This is a genomic window from Pseudoalteromonas sp. RWi3 (assembly GCF_054960735.1).
Genome location: NZ_JBHNYL010000006.1, coordinates 35878 through 53201 on the forward strand (window position 1 = coordinate 35878; position 17324 = coordinate 53201).

At 40.8% G+C, this 17324-nt stretch carries 15 protein-coding genes; 4 read left to right on the forward strand and 11 right to left on the reverse strand.

From position 1 onward, the window contains the following. Positions 1-69 precede the first annotated feature (69 nt). The 11 genes from ACFI4Z_RS09950 to ACFI4Z_RS10000 all read right to left on the reverse strand — a co-directional run bounded on the left by ACFI4Z_RS09950 (position 70) and on the right by ACFI4Z_RS10000 (position 10653). Entirely contained in the window at positions 70-960 is an 891-nt protein-coding gene (locus ACFI4Z_RS09950; protein WP_462670453.1) for a DUF4097 family beta strand repeat-containing protein, read from the reverse strand. Between the two features lie 190 nt (positions 961-1150). Beyond that, positions 1151-1993, reverse strand: a complete 843-nt coding sequence (locus ACFI4Z_RS09955) for a DUF4198 domain-containing protein (protein ID WP_462670454.1) — start codon at positions 1991-1993, stop codon at positions 1151-1153. A 55-nt stretch (positions 1994-2048) separates the two neighbouring features. Continuing rightward, positions 2049-2552 carry a DUF2271 domain-containing protein gene (locus tag ACFI4Z_RS09960; RefSeq protein ID WP_462670455.1) on the reverse strand — a complete coding sequence of 168 codons (504 nt, stop codon included), beginning with the start codon at positions 2550-2552 and terminating at the stop codon, positions 2049-2051. Beyond that, entirely contained in the window at positions 2552-3184 is a 633-nt protein-coding gene (locus tag ACFI4Z_RS09965) for a PepSY-associated TM helix domain-containing protein (protein ID WP_462670456.1), read from the reverse strand. Before ACFI4Z_RS09965 ends, ACFI4Z_RS09960 begins: the two co-directional genes overlap by 1 nt. Before the next feature lie 82 nt (positions 3185-3266). Next, positions 3267-3656 carry a YbaN family protein gene (locus tag ACFI4Z_RS09970; RefSeq protein ID WP_462670457.1) on the reverse strand — a complete coding sequence of 130 codons (390 nt, stop codon included), beginning with the start codon at positions 3654-3656 and terminating at the stop codon, positions 3267-3269. Further along, complete coding sequence (locus tag ACFI4Z_RS09975) at positions 3653-4243, reverse strand: biliverdin-producing heme oxygenase (protein ID WP_462670458.1); 591 nt, start codon at positions 4241-4243, stop codon at positions 3653-3655. Before ACFI4Z_RS09975 ends, ACFI4Z_RS09970 begins: the two co-directional genes overlap by 4 nt. 94 nt (positions 4244-4337) lie before the next feature. Then, positions 4338-7055 (reverse strand): TonB-dependent receptor, encoded by a 2718-nt coding sequence (locus tag ACFI4Z_RS09980; RefSeq protein WP_462670459.1) that lies wholly within the window; start codon positions 7053-7055, stop codon positions 4338-4340. 74 nt (positions 7056-7129) lie between these two features. Then, positions 7130-8098 (reverse strand): FecR family protein, encoded by a 969-nt coding sequence (locus tag ACFI4Z_RS09985; protein WP_462670460.1) that lies wholly within the window; start codon positions 8096-8098, stop codon positions 7130-7132. 10 nt (positions 8099-8108) lie between these two features. Beyond that, complete coding sequence (locus ACFI4Z_RS09990) at positions 8109-8579, reverse strand: RNA polymerase sigma factor (protein WP_462670461.1); 471 nt, start codon at positions 8577-8579, stop codon at positions 8109-8111. Positions 8580-8726: 147 nt separating this feature from the next. Beyond that, positions 8727-10037: a porin gene (locus tag ACFI4Z_RS09995; RefSeq protein ID WP_462670462.1), complete on the reverse strand. Its 1311-nt coding sequence runs from the start codon at positions 10035-10037 to the stop codon at positions 8727-8729. Positions 10038-10158: 121 nt separating this feature from the next. Further along, positions 10159-10653 carry a MarR family winged helix-turn-helix transcriptional regulator gene (locus ACFI4Z_RS10000; protein ID WP_462670463.1) on the reverse strand — a complete coding sequence of 165 codons (495 nt, stop codon included), beginning with the start codon at positions 10651-10653 and terminating at the stop codon, positions 10159-10161. Between the two features lie 339 nt (positions 10654-10992). Between ACFI4Z_RS10000 and ACFI4Z_RS10005 the strand changes: the two genes are divergently transcribed. From ACFI4Z_RS10005 to ACFI4Z_RS10020, 4 genes are all read left to right on the forward strand, one after another. Then, entirely contained in the window at positions 10993-11844 is an 852-nt protein-coding gene (locus tag ACFI4Z_RS10005) for a D-hexose-6-phosphate mutarotase (protein ID WP_462670464.1), read from the forward strand. A 66-nt stretch (positions 11845-11910) separates the two neighbouring features. Continuing rightward, positions 11911-12468, forward strand: a complete 558-nt coding sequence (locus ACFI4Z_RS10010; RefSeq protein ID WP_462670465.1) for a PH domain-containing protein — start codon at positions 11911-11913, stop codon at positions 12466-12468. Further along, a complete protein-coding gene (locus ACFI4Z_RS10015) occupies positions 12461-13990 on the forward strand; it encodes a PH domain-containing protein (RefSeq protein ID WP_462670466.1) in 1530 nt (509 codons plus the stop codon). The genes ACFI4Z_RS10010 and ACFI4Z_RS10015 overlap by 8 nt, the downstream gene beginning before the upstream one ends. A gap of 415 nt (positions 13991-14405) precedes the next feature. Next, positions 14406-17243: a TolB family protein gene (locus ACFI4Z_RS10020; RefSeq protein ID WP_462670467.1), complete on the forward strand. Its 2838-nt coding sequence runs from the start codon at positions 14406-14408 to the stop codon at positions 17241-17243. Positions 17244-17324: the final 81 nt, after the last annotated feature.

Below are 17324 nucleotides of genomic sequence, written 5' to 3' on the forward strand. Positions count from 1 at the left end.
CAATCCTGCGTAGAAAGTACTGCTGAAGGCTGGCTTGTTTGCCATCATTCAGGCTCGTTAAACGATTATTTAATTAAGCTTTACCGGGCCGTTAATATTGTCGATACTCAAATCGCCAGAGCCATCATCGATAATGGTCAGGCCTTTAGCATGATTAACACGAATGCTGCCTGAGCCATCTTCAATAGTAACTAAGCCATTAATGTGTTCTGCGTAAATATCACCAGAACCGTCTTCAATCGTTAAATAATTACCTAAACGTTCTGCATTGATGCTGCCAGAGTTATCATCAATCTCTACGCTACCAGTAATATCAGTTAAGTGTAAATCGCCGGAGCCGTCTTCAATGTTCATCATGCCAGCAACATTTTTTGCGGTAATACTGCCAGAACCATCACTAATCTCGATATTTCCAGTGATGTTTTGTAAGTAGATATCGCCTGAACCATCATCTATTTCGAGGTCATGGCCTTGTTCTATATTAATACTGCCTGAGCCGTCATCAATGTCCATATTGCCTAATACACCATTAATATTTATATCACCAGATCCATCATCAATATCAAGGTTAAATGAGTTTGGTACTGTGACTATTAAATCGATACTCGGTGAATTACCTTGGTAAACTATCATACCCGAAGCTTTGTGACTTTTAGCAATCAAGACTGCCTTATTGCCATCTTGCTCAAGTATTAAGGTATAAGGGTCATCCGCTTTTGCGGTGTAGATGGTTGCATCAACAGTAATTTCAGTGGCGGTGTTTGAACCTATTACTTTGAGTGAACCAGCTTCTGCTTCAATATCGAGTTGTTGTAATTGAGCAGTTGATAAAGTGCGTTGTTGCTGTTGTTCTATATTGGCACTTGCCGTAGAAATATGAACAACACAGCCGCTCATCAAAAGAAGGCTTGTTGCAATAGGAAGTGCTTTAGTGAGTAAAGAGAGTGATTTATTCATCATTGTTAGTATGCTCGTTTTTTATTTAGATTAACTGCTTGGGTTTCTAAAAGCAAAAACAAAGCCAACATTTAACATGCTGTTTTATAAGTAACTAATCTATATTAGTTTAAATAGCCCCATATGCATTTAGCGAGCAATACTAAAAAGTAGTGAAAGTGGCCAACATTGTTAACCACTTTATAAAAGTCGATTACTCAGGTGCAACGTCTAAAGTAGTAAACAAAGCGTAGCGAACAGTGTCGATACCTTTTTCTGTTGAGTCTTCGCTGACACTTGCTTCAATAAGGTATAAGCCAGGGTGCTGCCAAGTATTTGTAAAGAAGCCCTGCTTATCAGTCGTTACTTTTACTTCGTTACGTTCGTTACGGTAGCGGGTGTCACCTTTTAAAATAGCAAGCTCAACATTTGCAGCTGGTTTACCATCTTTTAGTAATTGAAAGCGTGCTTCTTCACCAACAAATAAATCATTTGGATGAGTTGGGCCACTGATCTCTAAGCCGCTACCTAGGAGGGCAGGTTTAGATGTGCCGTTACGGCTGACAAAAGTATCAACAGTTGAGAATGACTTCATGGTTCTGATATCTTTTGCGCCTACTGGGATTTCTTTGCTATTTTTAGGGCCAAATACGCGGCCACGCTCGCCTTGCGCATCTTTGTAAAAAGTCATTATGCGCGGCTCACGTTTCATAGCGATATGATAAGTGCCTTCATCAGCTAATTTTACTGCTGCTGAGTTTTTACGTTGTAAGTAGTAAGCGCGAATTCTATCACTTACTAGCCCACCACTAGGGTCAAGAGCCATGATCAGGTTATCGTCATACTCTGCCCCATTTTGTTTTGGGCGATACGCTTTATCAGCAGAAAAAATTTCGTTAGAGATGCTGGCATCGATCATTACATAATGCGCTTTATCACCCGATAACGAAGTATGCGAAGGCACTAACCACTGTGCATGGGCACTTGCATAGCTAGAGGCAAGGGCGGTTAATGTTAGCGCGCCAACAAGAGCGCTTTTAAGTAAATTGGTTTTCATGATCTTTCCTTATTTAAATAATGTATAAGCATTTTTTACTTGCTAGTTACTACTGTTATTTGGCTTTGATCGTGATGAAGCTCTCAGAGAATTCTTTTTTGCCTGCAATGGTCATTTTTCCATCTTCGCTTAAATCCAGTTCCATTCGTTTATAATCTCTGCCACCTTCTTCACGCACTACTTCTAAATTAAGTAGGTATTTACCTGCGGTGACTGGATTTCCTTCGAGGTCTTTGCCATTCCAGTTAATTGTGTAGCTGCCTGGGCGTTTTGTTGCGCCTGTTACACCGTCAAAATTAGCATCGCTTTTACCTGCTTTACGCCACCATTGGCGTAAGTCTTTAAACCATTCAGCTTTCTCCACCCATAGTGCAACAGTGGTTACATGTTTACGCTTGGGAGTTTCAAGCCACACTGCTACGTATGGGCGGTGGTAAGGTTGTACATCGAGATCAGGTAAGGTGAATTCTATTTCGAGCTCTGCTGCGCTGCTATTTGATTGAAATAAAGCAGCTGTAAATAGTATTATTGCACTGTATAACGTATTAATTTTTAACATTAAGACACTCCTTTTAGTTGTGGAACCCAGCATAAATAAATAACGGTAGGCGTTGCGACCCCAAGCACTGTTAGCCATATTCCGACTAAGCGTTTTTTTCTATTTTGAAATAAAATAATCATGCCGGTGATAGCAAATAGGATCATTAACGCGGCAGAAATATCAATAACCCAGCTCCATGCTTTACCCGTGTGACGGCCTTTGTGTAAGTCACCCATTAGGCTCAATAAACCACCGGTTTGATATTCAAGACTGAGCTCACCACTCATAAAATCGATTTCTGCAAAAGCAAAGCCGGCAGGCAGTGGGTAGTCGAGCATGACGAGTGCATCCTCTTTTTCCCAATCGATACTTTTAACCTGTTTTAAGCCATACTCTGCGGCTAAATAGGCTTCTATTTCAGGGTAAAGAGTGGGGAGTGCATCAATATTATGTTTGGCTTTAGTTATCAAAGCGTTGGGTAATGCGATGGTTTGTTGACCATCCGTTTTATCGCCTTTGAGCCAATCAACATGATTTAATACAATGCCACTGATACAAAACAAAATGAGTAAAAATAACAGGGCGGTAGAAAGGTAAATGTGCAGCATACGGCTAATACTGTACATCGCACGTTTATTCAAAAATGGCATATACAACAAAGTAAAGCTAACTAGATGTGTGTATGATAATGATTTGCATTAATCATAACAACTAAATTTACGAAGTTTACATTTATGGTATGCGAGAAGGGCGTGTTAATAAGTAGGTCATAACGGCTAGTTCAATCGCTGCAACAAGAGCGATTATCCAACTAGGTGGAGTGCTTAAAACTAATAAAATAAAGCCAGTAAGCATGCCTAAGCCAGCAAACCATTTAGCTTTTAGTGGCACAACCTTATGGCTGTGCCAATGGCGCAAAGTAGCGCCATAACGAGGGTGTTCAAGTAACCAAGTCGCAAGCTTTGGCGATGAGCGCGTAAAACATGCCAATGCTAAAATAAAGAAAATAGTGGTTGGCATGACAGGTAACAAAATGCCAATAATCCCCAAACCAACTAACGCTAAGCCTAATAGTTGGTATCCCATATTCTTATATGCGACTAAAGCGACCTTTAAATTCATGAATAGACATGCGCCTGAAAAAGTTGAAATCGAGTAAACGCTTGGCGAGCACCATTGATCAGTGCGCGCTCTTGTGTGTCATTTAGCTCAATACTATCAATTAATTGTACTAGATGACGCCAGTCACTGCCACGACCTGCACCTGGGCCAGATAAGTAACGAGCGCCATACTCTTTTGTTAACTGTAGTCTAGCTTGCGCTTGTTTGCCTAGCATTGCAGCGCCCACTTTTGAACCTTCTACTACATAGAGCCAGCCCAGCGCTGTTGCTAAGTCAGTCTCGTTGCTAATTAATGAAGTGAACGCTGATGCAGGCACGGGGTATTCAAGATCTTGAAAGTCTTGCTCAAGCATATTTAAACGCCGGCGCGCTGCTAAATTTTCAATGACCATATTTAATTCGCTGTGCTCATAGAGCGCAGACACATCATTTAAGAAGTAATATTGCAGTGTTAAAAACTGAATATAGTTCTGTGTGCTTGCAAATGGGTCTTTAACCATAATGCTTTTATCAATGTTATTGTGTACATCAGCAGTGGCAAGTTTTAAATTTTGCGCACGAGAAGCTGCAGGGGTGACGGTCGTCATGAATGCTCCAAATAATAATTACAGCATTGAGTAACTCATAATCACTCAGTGCCGATTTATGGTTTAAGTTAGGTTTTTAGGAAATAGTTTCAACTTAAAGTGTAAGTTCTAAGCCAATCGAAATCGTCTGTCCAGGTTCAGGCATGGCAACAACTGAGCCCGTCGAGACCTTATACTGATCAGTTAAATTAGTGATGCTTAGATTCGCTTTAATGTCGTCAGTCAAGATGTAATCAAGGTAAAAATCTAATTGATAACCAGCAGGAATATACTCAAGCGTGGTAATACCTGTACCAGATAAAAAGCCACCAGGATGATGTTTTTCAGTGTGCTTTTTATAGGTGAAGCCGGTGTCAATATCACCATTAAAGAATGATGTACCCACAATTGCGATATAGCTTTTCTCTGCTGGAACACGAAGCGGTGTTAAACTTCCTGAAAAGCCAGTCGAATTACATGTATCTACCTTTTCAGCCTGTGCAATTGAGCTTGAGCACATCTTTACGTTTGAATATTTAGTGTATGACAGCTTGCTATAAAATAAGTCGCTTTGATAATAAATGCCTAACTCAGTACCAGGGAGTTCGAATTTATCGTAGTTTGTGAAAGTGTAACCCAGATCCCATGCAGGTTTGCCTGGTTTGGGCAAAGAACCCGTTGCTATCATATTCTCGATATTGGTGAAGAAGTACTCTGCTGATAAAATCAACCTATCGCCATTGCGCATTAAATTGGTGAATTCACTCTCAATGCCAATATCATAAGATTTTGTATTTTCAGGGGTGATAGGGTAATCACTTGAGTAAGAAAAAACCTCGCCAGATACACTGGTTTCATAAAGGTTTGGCATTCTGTAGGCGTTACTGTATTTTGCTTTAATTTGCGTGGTATCGAATAGGTAATATTTCGCTTGCACAGTAAAGTCAGTTTTACCATCATATTTAAGGGTATTTTCGACCTGAAAGTCCTGATTCACTGAATCGTGGTGGTTGATGTTAAATGCAAGCTCAATCGCGGAAAGATCAATGTGTGCGTTGGCAAAAATGGCACGCTTAGTTTGCTCACCATGGCGAGAGGTTGCCTTGAACTGGAATTCAGCAGGGAGCCCGTCACGCTTAAAGTTATCTTGCCAATCTTTATGCGGAGAAAGTGTTTCGGTCTGCCAAGATAAACCATAAGTCAATGTGATTGGTTTGTTTGCAACTGCAAAAGCCGACGCGTTTAACACGCTCACACCATGGCGCTTATTATTCACACGATGAAAATATTGTCCGGCATTATCACCTAGATTACTGCCAAGGGCATTGTACTGTTGCAAACGGGCACTGGTACGCCATACGTTTACACTCAGATCGATCAATGCATTGTTACTCGGCTCAAAGCGATAAAGTGCACTGGCACTATTTACCAGTCCAGAGCCCGGCTGCCATTGAGGCATTGTTTCAACGCCTTCAGGAATTTCTTCAGACATCCATTGCACTTTGCCATGCTCGTCCGTCACTTTCCAAAACTTTGTGTCGCCAGCACGTTGCTTGTACCAATAAGATGCAAGCATCTCGCCCGCTACTTGTTTGTGAAAACGAGTATTAACTTCGAGTGATTGTTCGTCTGTAAACTCGTAATTCAGCTTAGCAAGATAAGAATCACTCTCAAAGCTGGTATTTACCACTTCTCCATTTTGGTTCACAGGAGGTGGAATAAGGTGAACATCGTTGACTTGATCATATGTACCTTCTTCGACTTCTGAGGGCACCCAACGAATGTATTCTTTTTCTTCTACAAACTTCTCGAAGCCATGTTTACCAGCAAAATAGTTTCCCACTTTCTTTTTGCTATACGCCAATACGGCCTTTAGTTTATCTTTTTCGTAAGCGGTTGCCAGCGTAAAGCTGCCACCGTCGAAGTCGAGCGTGTCATTATGGTTACTGACTTCATAATAATTTTGTAAGCCAAACCCTTCAGGTACTTTTGGTGTTTTATTATTGTTATGGGTGCTTACTTTAACTAAAGCACCTAAGTGTTCTGCGCTTTTAAGAATATCCTGGGTATCTAAAGTGCGAATATTAACGATGCCGCCAATCGCCCCTGAAGCAAATGGTGAGGCTTTAACGGATGCACCTTTTTCGATGTTTACTTTACTGATCAGGTTAGAATCAATATAGCTTCTATCAGAAGTGCCCATATAGCCGCGATTGGTATGCGTAGATTGTAAGCTGCCATCAATAAAGATTGGTACACGGCCTTCGCCTTGTACGCCACGAATACCGATATCGAGTGCGCCAGCTTCATTGCGTAAGTTGTTCGCTTCAACGCCAATAAAGCTAGAGAAAATATCTGAGTTTGATAAGCCTTTGGTGCGTGCAATTTGCTCGCGATGCATATTTAACTTATCCCCTTTTACTAAAATTACTTCCATGTCCTCTTGTGTACTGTTTGCTTCATCTAGAATAGCGCTGGTGTGCTTCTTTTGATTTTTGTCAGATGCGTTTACAGCGACTTGAATGATGATGTTGTTGTCGATAATACGTGCGGTTAAATTACTATTTTTAAGTGCGCGCTCTAGAGCCTCATTTAAACTAATCTCCCCTTGAAGAGCAGGGGCTTGCAGACCATTTAAAAGTTTTGCATCTGCGATTAAGTTCATACTTGCTGCTTTGGCAACGTGAGTTAAAGTATGACTCATCGGTTGTTGTGTGAGGCTAAATTCGTATACAGCAACCTGATTTTGAGCTGCAGTCGGCAAGCTTAAGCTAAGGCCAAGCACAAATGCGAGTGGGGTGAGTGGTGTGTTTAGTACAGAGCGAGTTCTCATTTTTATACGTCCAAATAAATTACCTATTATTAAAACGAATGAGAATGAGAATCCCTCAATAAAAATAAAGTTTTTTATTTAATTTTACTAATAACCAACTGGTTATTGATGTTTTTAACTTCAACAGGGAGTGCGTGAGGCAGTAAGCTTACGAAGTTTTCTAGTTCTGAAGCAGAAAAAGTACCCGAAATAACTAAGTCTTTATGTGAATTAGAGGTCAAGGTGTAGTTCAACTCATGGTGTCTAGCAAAGGTTTCAAACACCTCTCTAAGTGGCGTATTATCAAAGACTAACCGGCCTTGTTTAAATGCGCCAATAAGGTTCAGCTTGGGGTCAAACTTGCTTACCTTGATTCCTTGGGCATTGATTGTTGCCATTTCACCTTTGGTTAACTCAATACGCTCATGATCACTTTGAACTTGCACATGGCCATAGTCGACCATAACGCGAGTACTCTGAGATTTCTTATCTACAAAAAAGCGAGTGCCTAAAACGGTAATTGTGCTGTTTCCTGTATTGATCACGAAAGGGCGAGCCTTATCGCTTACAACATCAAACAGTACGCGACCCTTTATTAATTTATTCACTCTTTGCTCGTTATTGAACTTAATAGATAAAGCCGCCTTTGCACCCAAAGTGACTGTACTGTTGTCAGGTAAAACGACATCAGTCATTTCCCCGCGTTTTGTTTGATAGTTAGCTTGAAAGGAAGCTGGGTTTAACGAGGTTGACCAGTTTAGATAACCAAACATGCAAACACACAGTAGCGCAAAGCATGCAGCCATCGCCCAAGGGCTTTTGCCCAAATTTCTAGTTGATTGATTTGGTATAGTGGTGGTTTGCTCAAGGCATTGAATGTCTTGTTTAGAGAGTTGCGACAATAACTGTTCTACTTGCTGACTTTCTTGGTAAGCGAGTAAATGTTTGCGGTCTTTCTCAAGCCAATGCTGTAGGGCGAGTGCTTGTTCGTGCGTTAACCCTTGCTTTTGTAATGCTAGCCAACGGCCCGCTTGCTGTTGAATGATTAAATTTTGACAGTCCATTTCGTTTCTCTTATTGTTTTTTTAATTCACTACGGCAAGCTAGCATCGCGGTCGCTAGATGCTTTTCAACCATGCTGACAGAAATACCCATTTGTTCAGCGATTTGTTTTTGATTTAGGTTTCTAAATTTGTAGAGTACGAAGGCTTGTTTAGTTTTCTGAGGTAATTGCTCGATACACCTATAAAGCAAATTAAGTTGCTGTTGGCTGGCCAGCTTTGCTTCGGGTTCATAATCGCTAGGTGCGATTAAATCTTGCTCAACAGGGTCAGTCACGGCGTAATTACGGCGATAGTTATCAATAACGATGTGTTTAGCTGTTTTGAAAAATAAAGCCCGCTGCTGGGATGTGTCATGCTCAGGGTTGCGTTTCCGGTAGCTTAATAAGCGTGTGTATGCTTCTTGAACGATGTTTTGCGCTTTATCTTTGCATCCAACCGAGCGAGAAATATAACTTAATACTTCAGTGTAATAGCGTTCCAAGGCACACCAATTTAAGGTTTCTAAAAAGGGGGCGGATACTAACCTTAATTTGTATAAATGACAATGGTTTTTATTTGTGTTTGTGTATTGTAAAAGCAACTGTTTGATTTAAGGTCAGCCCAGTATGACTACCGGGCTGAGGAGGACTTAGAAGTAATAACCAACATTTATGTTAAAGCGGCGTTCTGTTTCGCTGCTATCACCGGCAATTGAGCCGCCGACAAATGGTTGGTTTTTCGCAAATACGTAATCTACATAGGTGAACAGGCCTCCAGCTGCAATTGAAAAGCCGGTTACGTTCATCCAAGTATCTTCTGTATTATCTGATTTATCGTAAATGATGCCATAGTCATTATAAAATTGTAGGCCTGTTACAGGGCCCCACTCCACAGGTACACTGTAAGCAATGTTTGCATTGGTCATGGTTGCTTCTGCAGCAATACTGTCATAGAACGAATATGCGCCAACGGCCATGCGGTTGGCGTTATCAACGTCGTAATTGTATTCACCGTGTTGTAACTGAAAGTTCCACTGACCTACAGTGCTATTTAAGTGCATTGCCCATGCATTGTAATCACCAGCACGATCAACACCGTCATGTAAACCACCAGCTAAGGCTGAGAAACCTAACTCTGTAGTACCACCTTCGTGTTCAAGGTGATAAGCATAGCGCCCTGAAAAAGTATTGTATTCGCCTATCGCACTGGCAGGTTCTGCGTAAACGCCTTCATCAACAGTTCTAAAGCCAACAACATCATATGAGTAGCGATCGCTGCGGTTATCAACATAGCCATCAACTCCGCCTTGCTCATCATTTTTGAAAAATCCAAGGTCAAGCTGCCAGTTGTCGGCGATTTTACGCTTGAAGAGCACACCCATATCGTGGTCATCTTCAAGGCCAATGTAATATGTAGTACCGAAGAAATAGTTATGAGAATTATATGGCCAGTTGCCGAATGGTACTTTAGTGATACCGGCTTGGACTTGCCAGTCATCGGCAAAGTCGTAAGCAGCATACGCATACTTTACAGCGGTCATGTAATCAAAAAAACGAATTTCTGCGTTTAGTTTCACATCACCAACGTCGCCAGAGAAGTTAAGCCTAAAAATATCAAAATCATAATCACCTCCTCTGTCTTTACTATCTTCATCGTATGAAGTGTGGCTATAGTTAGTTCTTACAGCCCCGCCAATTTTGATACCTGATGGTTTTTTTTCCGGTTTTGAGTCAGTAATAACCTGTGTTTCAATGGCGTGTTGTTTGGCAACTTGTTGATCAATCGCTTGCTGTTGCAAAGTGGCTTTTTGCTCTGCGGCATCTAGTTTTTGCTGGAGCAGCTGCATCTGTTTTTGTAATTGTTTTAACTGTGATTGCATCTCATCAATATCTGACGCATAGGAAAAAGTTGAAGTGCTGCCAAGCATGATTGCGAGGGCTAGCTTTGAAGGATTAAACATAAGTCATCGCTAGTGTGAGTTCAGATAATGCTTAGAATAGATGAAATAACCGCATAACCCAAGCCAAGTGAAAAATAACACTTCTGCGATGACACGTAACAGTAACGTCGCTAACGATGAGTTATTCCGCTATTTTTGGCTCTGGCTGTTTTGTTAACGCGCCGACCTCAAGCAGTGGTGAGGCATCTATTTTATCGGCATCCATCATTGCGGCTATGCGTTGCATAGACGATAAAAGTTGGCTCTGTTCCCATTCATCTAATGCTGTAAACTTTTCGATAAAATGTTCTTGAAGCGGTTGTGGCGCTTTCGCTAAGAGCGCTTGGCCACCCTCGGTCAGGTATAAGCTAACACGGCGTTTATCTAATTGACTTCGAACACGATTGACGAGATTGCGGTTTTCAAGGCGATCAAGGATGTTAGTAACAGTAGCTGGGCTTAAGTTAACATTTTGAGCAATACGACTGGCTGTTATCCCATCACTTTGTGCCACTTCCTGCATGATCAATAACTGAGGGCCTGTTAAGCCTGATGTTTTATTTAATTGCTTAGAGTGAAGGTCTATAGCACGGATTACACGGCGTAAAGCAACTAATAACTCGTCATATTTTTGCATTATTTTATCTCATAAAATTGGGAGTCATTGCGAGGGTGTTATTATCGCAACTAATAAATATTACACATCAAATAAATCGAGTTCAAATGGAAATGGGTTTTCACGATGTATAAATCTCTTTACATAAAGCGTATTTGGTTTGATTTTTTAGTTTGAGCTGAAATTAAAATAACTTCAATTTATCTATTATTGATTAAATGTTACTTACGCTGAATTTGCTTATCGTCAGTGACAGGGTGAAAAATTATAACTTTACAGTAAATACACCTAATAAATATTTACTAATGAGTCGTGTATTGGGTAAGGTATGGCAGGCTTTTCATTATTATGGGACGTATTATGAAGTTATCTCCATCTGTAAGTATTGAGCAATCAGACTCAGGCTTAGAGTACATTAATGTAGCAAGCGACTTTTGCACTGCTAAAATATTCCTACAAGGTGCGCAGTTAACCCAGTTCACACCTGCAGGTAAGAAACCGCTTATATGGGTATCCAGTGAAGAAGATTACCAAGAAGGTAAAAGTGTACGAGGGGGGATTCCAATTTGTTGGCCATGGTTTGGGGTAAATCCGAACCCTGATTGGCCTATTCATGGTGTGGCACGCACGAGTCTTTGGCGCGCAGATGAAGTGTCTGAACAAAATGACCAAATACGAGTTAGCTTAACATTGCCCATGAACCAAATTGATGACGTTTATTGGCCGCATAAGTCGACTTTAAAAGTTGAGTTTATATTAACGAGTAAGCTTGAAGTACGTTTAACCACAACAAACTTAAGTGATCAAATAATTACCTTTACTCAAGCTCTACACACGTACTTTCCGACACCAGCAATTAAAGATACTCAAGTTGATGGGCTTCAAGGGTCGAAATACATTGAGTTTGCAGAAGGTCCATTTGATCAGAATGAGTTGGTGGGGTTTGCCCGTGAAACGGATATGGTTTATACCCAAGCTGCCGCTGTTCAACGCATAATAACACCAGATGGAATTATTGAGGTTGGCCGAGAAAACTCAACATCGTGTGTTTTATGGAACCCATGGATTGAAAAATCAAAGCGCCTATCTAATTTTGCTGACGATGAGTACCTCACTATGGTGTGCTTAGAAGCCGCCAATGTGATGGAAGATTGCGCAACGGTAGCACCAGGACAAAGCCACACATTAGGCACGACCATTAGCTGGGTTTGATCACTTTAGCTAGCAAAATCAAGCCAACGCGTTATATTCTCGTTGGCTTTTAAAGGATGATACTGAGTGTTTGAAAATCACCAATTGGATGCCCTGCCAACACATCAAGACATAATATTTAAACCGCTTGCTGATAATGCATTACGCTATGTACAAGTGAGTTGGTTATTGTTTTATGTTCCGCTAATGTGTGTGCTGGCGGCTGTGTGTTACTTTAATGAAGCGTTTGCAAGCCTTGCACAAACACCATTATTAGTTGCCCTCCCTAGCATTTTAATTATTTCATTAGCCTACAATGTGTTGAGTGTTCGACTAAGAGGTGTGGCTGTTCGCAATCACGATATTGCTTATAAGAAAGGCGTTATTTGGCAACAAGTGACTATTTTACCGCTTTCTCGTATTCAACATACGGAAATACACAGAGGCCCTTTAGAAAGAAAGTTTGGTTTAGCTAGCGTGCGGTTATACAGTGCTGGAGGAATGAGTGCAGATTTAAATATTAGTGGATTAAGTCATAGTGACTGCAAGGATATTCGTCAGTTTATACAAGATTATACGCAACCAACGCTGACACAGACTGAATCAACAGACATCGCGAATACTGATGAGTCCATAAATGAATAAACAACATTGGCAAAGAGTATCGCCTTGGGCGCTAGTGTACTTTGTACTGCATTTTGCTTATCGCTTTGTCAAAGACGGCATTTTTAACTTATTGCCGATCGCTGTGGTGTTCGTTACTCAAGTTCAAAACAAACTGTTTTGGGGGCAAATTGCAGCGGCTGTTGCTGTGGTTGCATTACTCGTCTACTCGATTGCTTACTATATTAACTTTCGATTTTGCATCACAGATGAACACGATATTTTGCTTAATAAAGGGGTGTTTAAAAAAGAACGCTTGACCCTTAACTTTCTAAGAGTACAAAACGTCAATATAGCCGAACCTTTTTACTTTAAGCCTTTAAGTTTAGTGAATTGTATTTTTGATGCTGCGGGCAGTGTCTCGCAAGAAGTTGTCCTCCCAGGTGTGACTAACCATTATGCTGAAAGTATGCGTGAGCAGGTGCTTACTTACAAAGAGGCTGAAGATAAAGAGCCAACGACCCCCTCTTCACGGCATGTACACAACGACCCTTTGCTCAGCTTAACGTTGAGCAATAAAGAAGTTGCTAAATTTGGTTTAATGTCGAATATGGCCATTTTAGCATTGGCTGCGTTAGCGCCATTTATGAATGTTATATTTGATTATTTAGAAGATGCTGTGATTAAACGGCTAGAGGTATTTTACGAACAAGAAGTGGGTACATTGGTTAATGCAGCCGCTTTAGCTATATTTTCTATTTTGTTTTTAGTGATACTGGTTGCTGTTTTGTTGTCAGTGATTATGTCGCTGATTCGATTTTATAACTATGAGCTCTATTTTAAAGAAGGTAAATTTAAGCGTATTGCAGGTTTATTAGAACGCCATCAGTTATCAGTAAGCCTAGACAAGGTACAGTCAATCGTTATTAAGCAAAATCTAATTGCGCGTTTATTAAATCGTTACACAATACAGTGTTTTCAGGCAACAAGTGGGCTTGCTGCAGGCGCTAAGAGTAAGCAGAGTTTAGTCATGCCTGTATTAAATGTAGCGCAAGTGAATCAAACATTGTTGTGGATTTACCCTTGGTTAAACCGGGATAACGTTGACTTTAAAGCACTTAACTTTAAAGGTGTTGAGAGAGCTTTGCTGCTTAAAAATCTTTGCTTTTACGCGCTGACTCCAAGTGTGTTATTGGCTGCTTTTAGCTATGTTACTGAAGCTATCAATCCCTTATTTTGTTCGCTTATCTTTGTTGTTTTAAGCGTGTTCGTATTTTTGTCATATAAACGGTATGGGTATTATTTTTATCAGCATGAAGGGCGTTACTACGGTATTTTCAGGAGCGGCATGCTGGGTGTGCAATATCGCGTATTTGAATTATATAAAGCGCAAAGTGCTAATAGCATCAGCACTTACTTTATGCGTAAGAGTGGTTTGAAAAGCTTGTCTATACAACTAGCGTCAGGCACGGTTTCATTACCTTATCTTAAAAAGGACATCGCTAATGGTATAATCGACTTTACGATGTTTCAGGCTGAATCAGAGAAACGGAGCTGGATGTAAATTTATAAATGCAAGTAATTATCAATTGCATTGACTCTTTTCGCACTCATATTATACTTATTAATATTAGCTCTTAAAGAATCAGGAATATGATGGTTTTAACATTGTGTTTATTAGCGCTTTGCTGTGTATTGGTATTAATGCTCCATATTCGCTGCTGTAAAAAAGCATCACTTTTATGCGCTCGTTGTGGCGTGTTAACAGTCGGATGTTTAATTACGTTGGCTATGTATAGTGGTGGGATTGGGCTCTTGAGGGCATTGTTAGTCTTTGTAGTTTCAGTTTTTATAGTCAGTTTGATCGTTAGCTTAGTGCAACCTTTAGAGATTGAATAACACGTTTTTTTACATTTAAACACTCACTTTTTTTGTCGATTACGCGCATAATATCTGAAAATAAAATATCAGGGATCGTGATGACAAAAGTACTCGCCACCATATTTTTACTACTTGCAACTAATCTCTATGCGCAAGCAAACTGGCAAACTATCCACACAGAACATTTTAATGTTCATTACACGCAAGAGTCTCATGATTGGGCTCGTTCCGCTGCAAATGAGTTGGAAATAGTGCGAGCTAAGGTGTTAGCGCAGCAAAATCGTGCGCTTGACGAAATAGTCGATGTTATCGTTTTTGACCCACTAAACAGCGCAAATGGGTTTGCGATTCCTCCCTCAACTAATCCTATGATGGCACTTTTTACAACGCCTCCTCAATCTGACACTGTAGTGTCAAATACTGCTGGTTGGCAGCAATTACTCATATTGCATGAATATGTTCACTTGGTACATTTAGCACAACCTACACGCAGTGACTGGCGCCAAGCCATCAGAGAGGTGTGGGATATATACGATTTAACCTATGAGTCTATGCCGCGTTGGGCCGCTGAAGGGTATGCAACGTTATTAGAGTCTAAAATGACAGGGCGTGGCCGGCTATATGATAATTATAGTGAAGCGATTTTGACCGAGTTTGCTCAGCAAGGTTCATTACCTAGTTATGACCAGTTGAGTGATGTTGAGGGTGGCTATATGGCAGGTTCTATGGCTTACTTGTTAGGAGCTCGCTTTTTACGTTGGTTAGAAGAGCGTCATTCAGAAGATACATTAGATGCTGTGTGGACTCGTATGCAAGGGGTTAAAAAGCGCGATTTTGATGAGGCATTTAGCGGTGTATTCAATGATTCTGCTAAGTCGCTTTACCGTCGGTTTATTGCTGAATACACCTATAAAGCCATGGCTAAAGAGCAAACAGAAATTAAACCAAAGAGCACACCGTGGCTCGATTTAGCGTTTCACGCTAGTAACCCTGCTTTATCGCCAAACAAACAGAAAGTTGCGGTTGTTGAAAGGGATAAAGATGGTAAAACGCAACTCGTCATTTACAGTACGGAGCAAAATACGCAAGCAGCAGAGGAATTTGCACAAGCTCAGCAGGAAATTTTGAACGATGATCCGCTCGATATTGCCGATTCAGCACCTGCGGTATTTAAACGAAAACAACAAAAAGTATTGAACCAAATTAACCTTGCGGGCATTCAAAACCCTCAGTGGCTAAACGATGAGGAAATATATTTTGGTGCGTACACGCATAATGATGATGTAAAGAATACCCGAGTAGCGGATATCTTTAGTTGGCATATAAATACTGGTGAAGTGAAGCAACTGACTGATCTTGCAGGGCTACGTCGCTTTAGCATTGCTGACAATGGCCAGACTTTGTACGCTGAGCGTTCTCGCTCAGGTTACTCTGAACTGGTGAAATACGATATTCAAACGGCCACAGCTACGCCTTTATTCGATAAAAGCTTAGAGGATGTATTTGATTACCCAGTACTTAGCCCTAATAAAGCTAAATTAGCTTACTTAAAAACAACCTATAACCACAATTGGCAGTTGTATATACAAGATTTTGACGCTGGAATCAGCCATCGAGTACCTATGCCAAAAGGTTACCAATACTTATCTCAGCCAAGCTGGGGGGTTAATGGGGAATCGTTATACTTTGTGGCAGGATTAAGCGGTGCACTGGATATTTATCGCTTTGATATAGCTGAAAATACATTAGTCCAAATGACTCAAGGGCAAGAAGCGGTCGCTTATCCTCAGGTTATGAGCGATGGCGCTATTTTGTATCTATCCATTACACATGAAGGGTTAGATTTTAAACAACTTGCACCTACCTACAAAGGCGAAGTTATAACCGAGCTTGCAACAAACACACTTGCGCCGCAATTTATAGTTGAGAAGCACCAACTACCGGCAGCACAGGTATACACTGCAGAAGTTGGTAAATCGCTTGATTATGATCCGTGGCAACAAAATGCAACGGCAGCTTTGGGAGCGCAATATAACTCGGCTTCATCATCATTACTTAATGTAAGCCTAAAAGGCAGTGACTTACTCAAACAACTTGATTGGCAAATAGGCTACAGTGCGAGCCTTGATAATGAGGCGCTTTCAGGGGGATTTGCTGAAGTAAAGTACGGATTGAACCAGCTTGAATATAACGCCAAGTTTTTTATGTTTGATATGGATGGCACAAAGCAAGCACGTGCAACAAATAGCTCTGAATATGCCAAACAAGGTGGCTATGTTGATGCGAAATACTTAATTAGTATCGGCCAACTAAAAATAACCCCCTCAATTGCATATAACTACACTGATATAGATACAAGTTTAGGCAGTAAACGTAATCAGCAGTGGTTAAGAGCGAGTGTTTCACAGCGCTGGAATCATGACCGTCAATCATTTTCGATTGGTCAAAATATTCTTGCTCAATGGTATGAGGGAGATAATGATGAAGATGATTGGCAAGGTTATGATTTTGCAGCCAATGTGTTTGGTAAAGTGTATGACATCCCTTTATATGTGAACTACCAACAACGGCATCGTGATAATGCCAGTTTGACGCTTGGTGGGTATAGTTCGTCATTAATTGCTAACAATACTCATGCAGATTATGTGTTTGCGAAAGAACTTCCTTTTCATGCAACAACGGCAGAGCGTTACCTGAGCTACGGCGGTGGGGCAAGTTTCGCCCAAGGGATGCCGTGGCTTTATTATCAGCAGCATCAAATTGACAGTGAAGTTTTTGCGCAAAGCTATGGCATTAAATGGCAAGACTCAATTGGCTTTGGTTTAGCAAGTGCTGGTATCAACGACCTTCATGTTGATTTTGGCTTAGCAAAAGTCGAAGGTGATAGCTTCGAGGATGAGCTAAGAGGATGGTTAGGCTTTTATTATTCTCTTTAATCACGCAAGTGCCTTGATGTACTTCAAGGCATTGTAACTATGACTTCAAACCGCCGATATTCTTTGCTGAAGCTGTGTGGA

Bases quoted from the DNA above. Each gene is read 5' to 3' on its own strand.
- ACFI4Z_RS10005 (WP_462670464.1), top strand. From the start codon at position 10,993: ATGAAGTTATCTCCATCTGTAAGTATTGAGCAATCAGACTCAGGCTTA.
- ACFI4Z_RS09980 (WP_462670459.1), bottom strand. From the start codon at position 7,055: ATGAGAACTCGCTCTGTACTAAACACACCACTCACCCCACTCGCATTT.
- ACFI4Z_RS09965 (WP_462670456.1), bottom strand. From the start codon at position 3,184: ATGCCATTTTTGAATAAACGTGCGATGTACAGTATTAGCCGTATGCTG.
- ACFI4Z_RS09950 (WP_462670453.1), bottom strand. From the start codon at position 960: ATGATGAATAAATCACTCTCTTTACTCACTAAAGCACTTCCTATTGCA.
- ACFI4Z_RS09960 (WP_462670455.1), bottom strand. From the start codon at position 2,552: ATGTTAAAAATTAATACGTTATACAGTGCAATAATACTATTTACAGCT.
- ACFI4Z_RS10015 (WP_462670466.1), top strand. From the start codon at position 12,461: ATGAATAAACAACATTGGCAAAGAGTATCGCCTTGGGCGCTAGTGTAC.
- ACFI4Z_RS09975 (WP_462670458.1), bottom strand. From the start codon at position 4,243: ATGACGACCGTCACCCCTGCAGCTTCTCGTGCGCAAAATTTAAAACTT.
- ACFI4Z_RS09995 (WP_462670462.1), bottom strand. From the start codon at position 10,037: ATGTTTAATCCTTCAAAGCTAGCCCTCGCAATCATGCTTGGCAGCACT.
- ACFI4Z_RS09970 (WP_462670457.1), bottom strand. From the start codon at position 3,656: ATGAATTTAAAGGTCGCTTTAGTCGCATATAAGAATATGGGATACCAA.
- ACFI4Z_RS10020 (WP_462670467.1), top strand. From the start codon at position 14,406: ATGACAAAAGTACTCGCCACCATATTTTTACTACTTGCAACTAATCTC.
- ACFI4Z_RS09955 (WP_462670454.1), bottom strand. From the start codon at position 1,993: ATGAAAACCAATTTACTTAAAAGCGCTCTTGTTGGCGCGCTAACATTA.
- ACFI4Z_RS10000 (WP_462670463.1), bottom strand. From the start codon at position 10,653: ATGCAAAAATATGACGAGTTATTAGTTGCTTTACGCCGTGTAATCCGT.
- ACFI4Z_RS09985 (WP_462670460.1), bottom strand. From the start codon at position 8,098: ATGGACTGTCAAAATTTAATCATTCAACAGCAAGCGGGCCGTTGGCTA.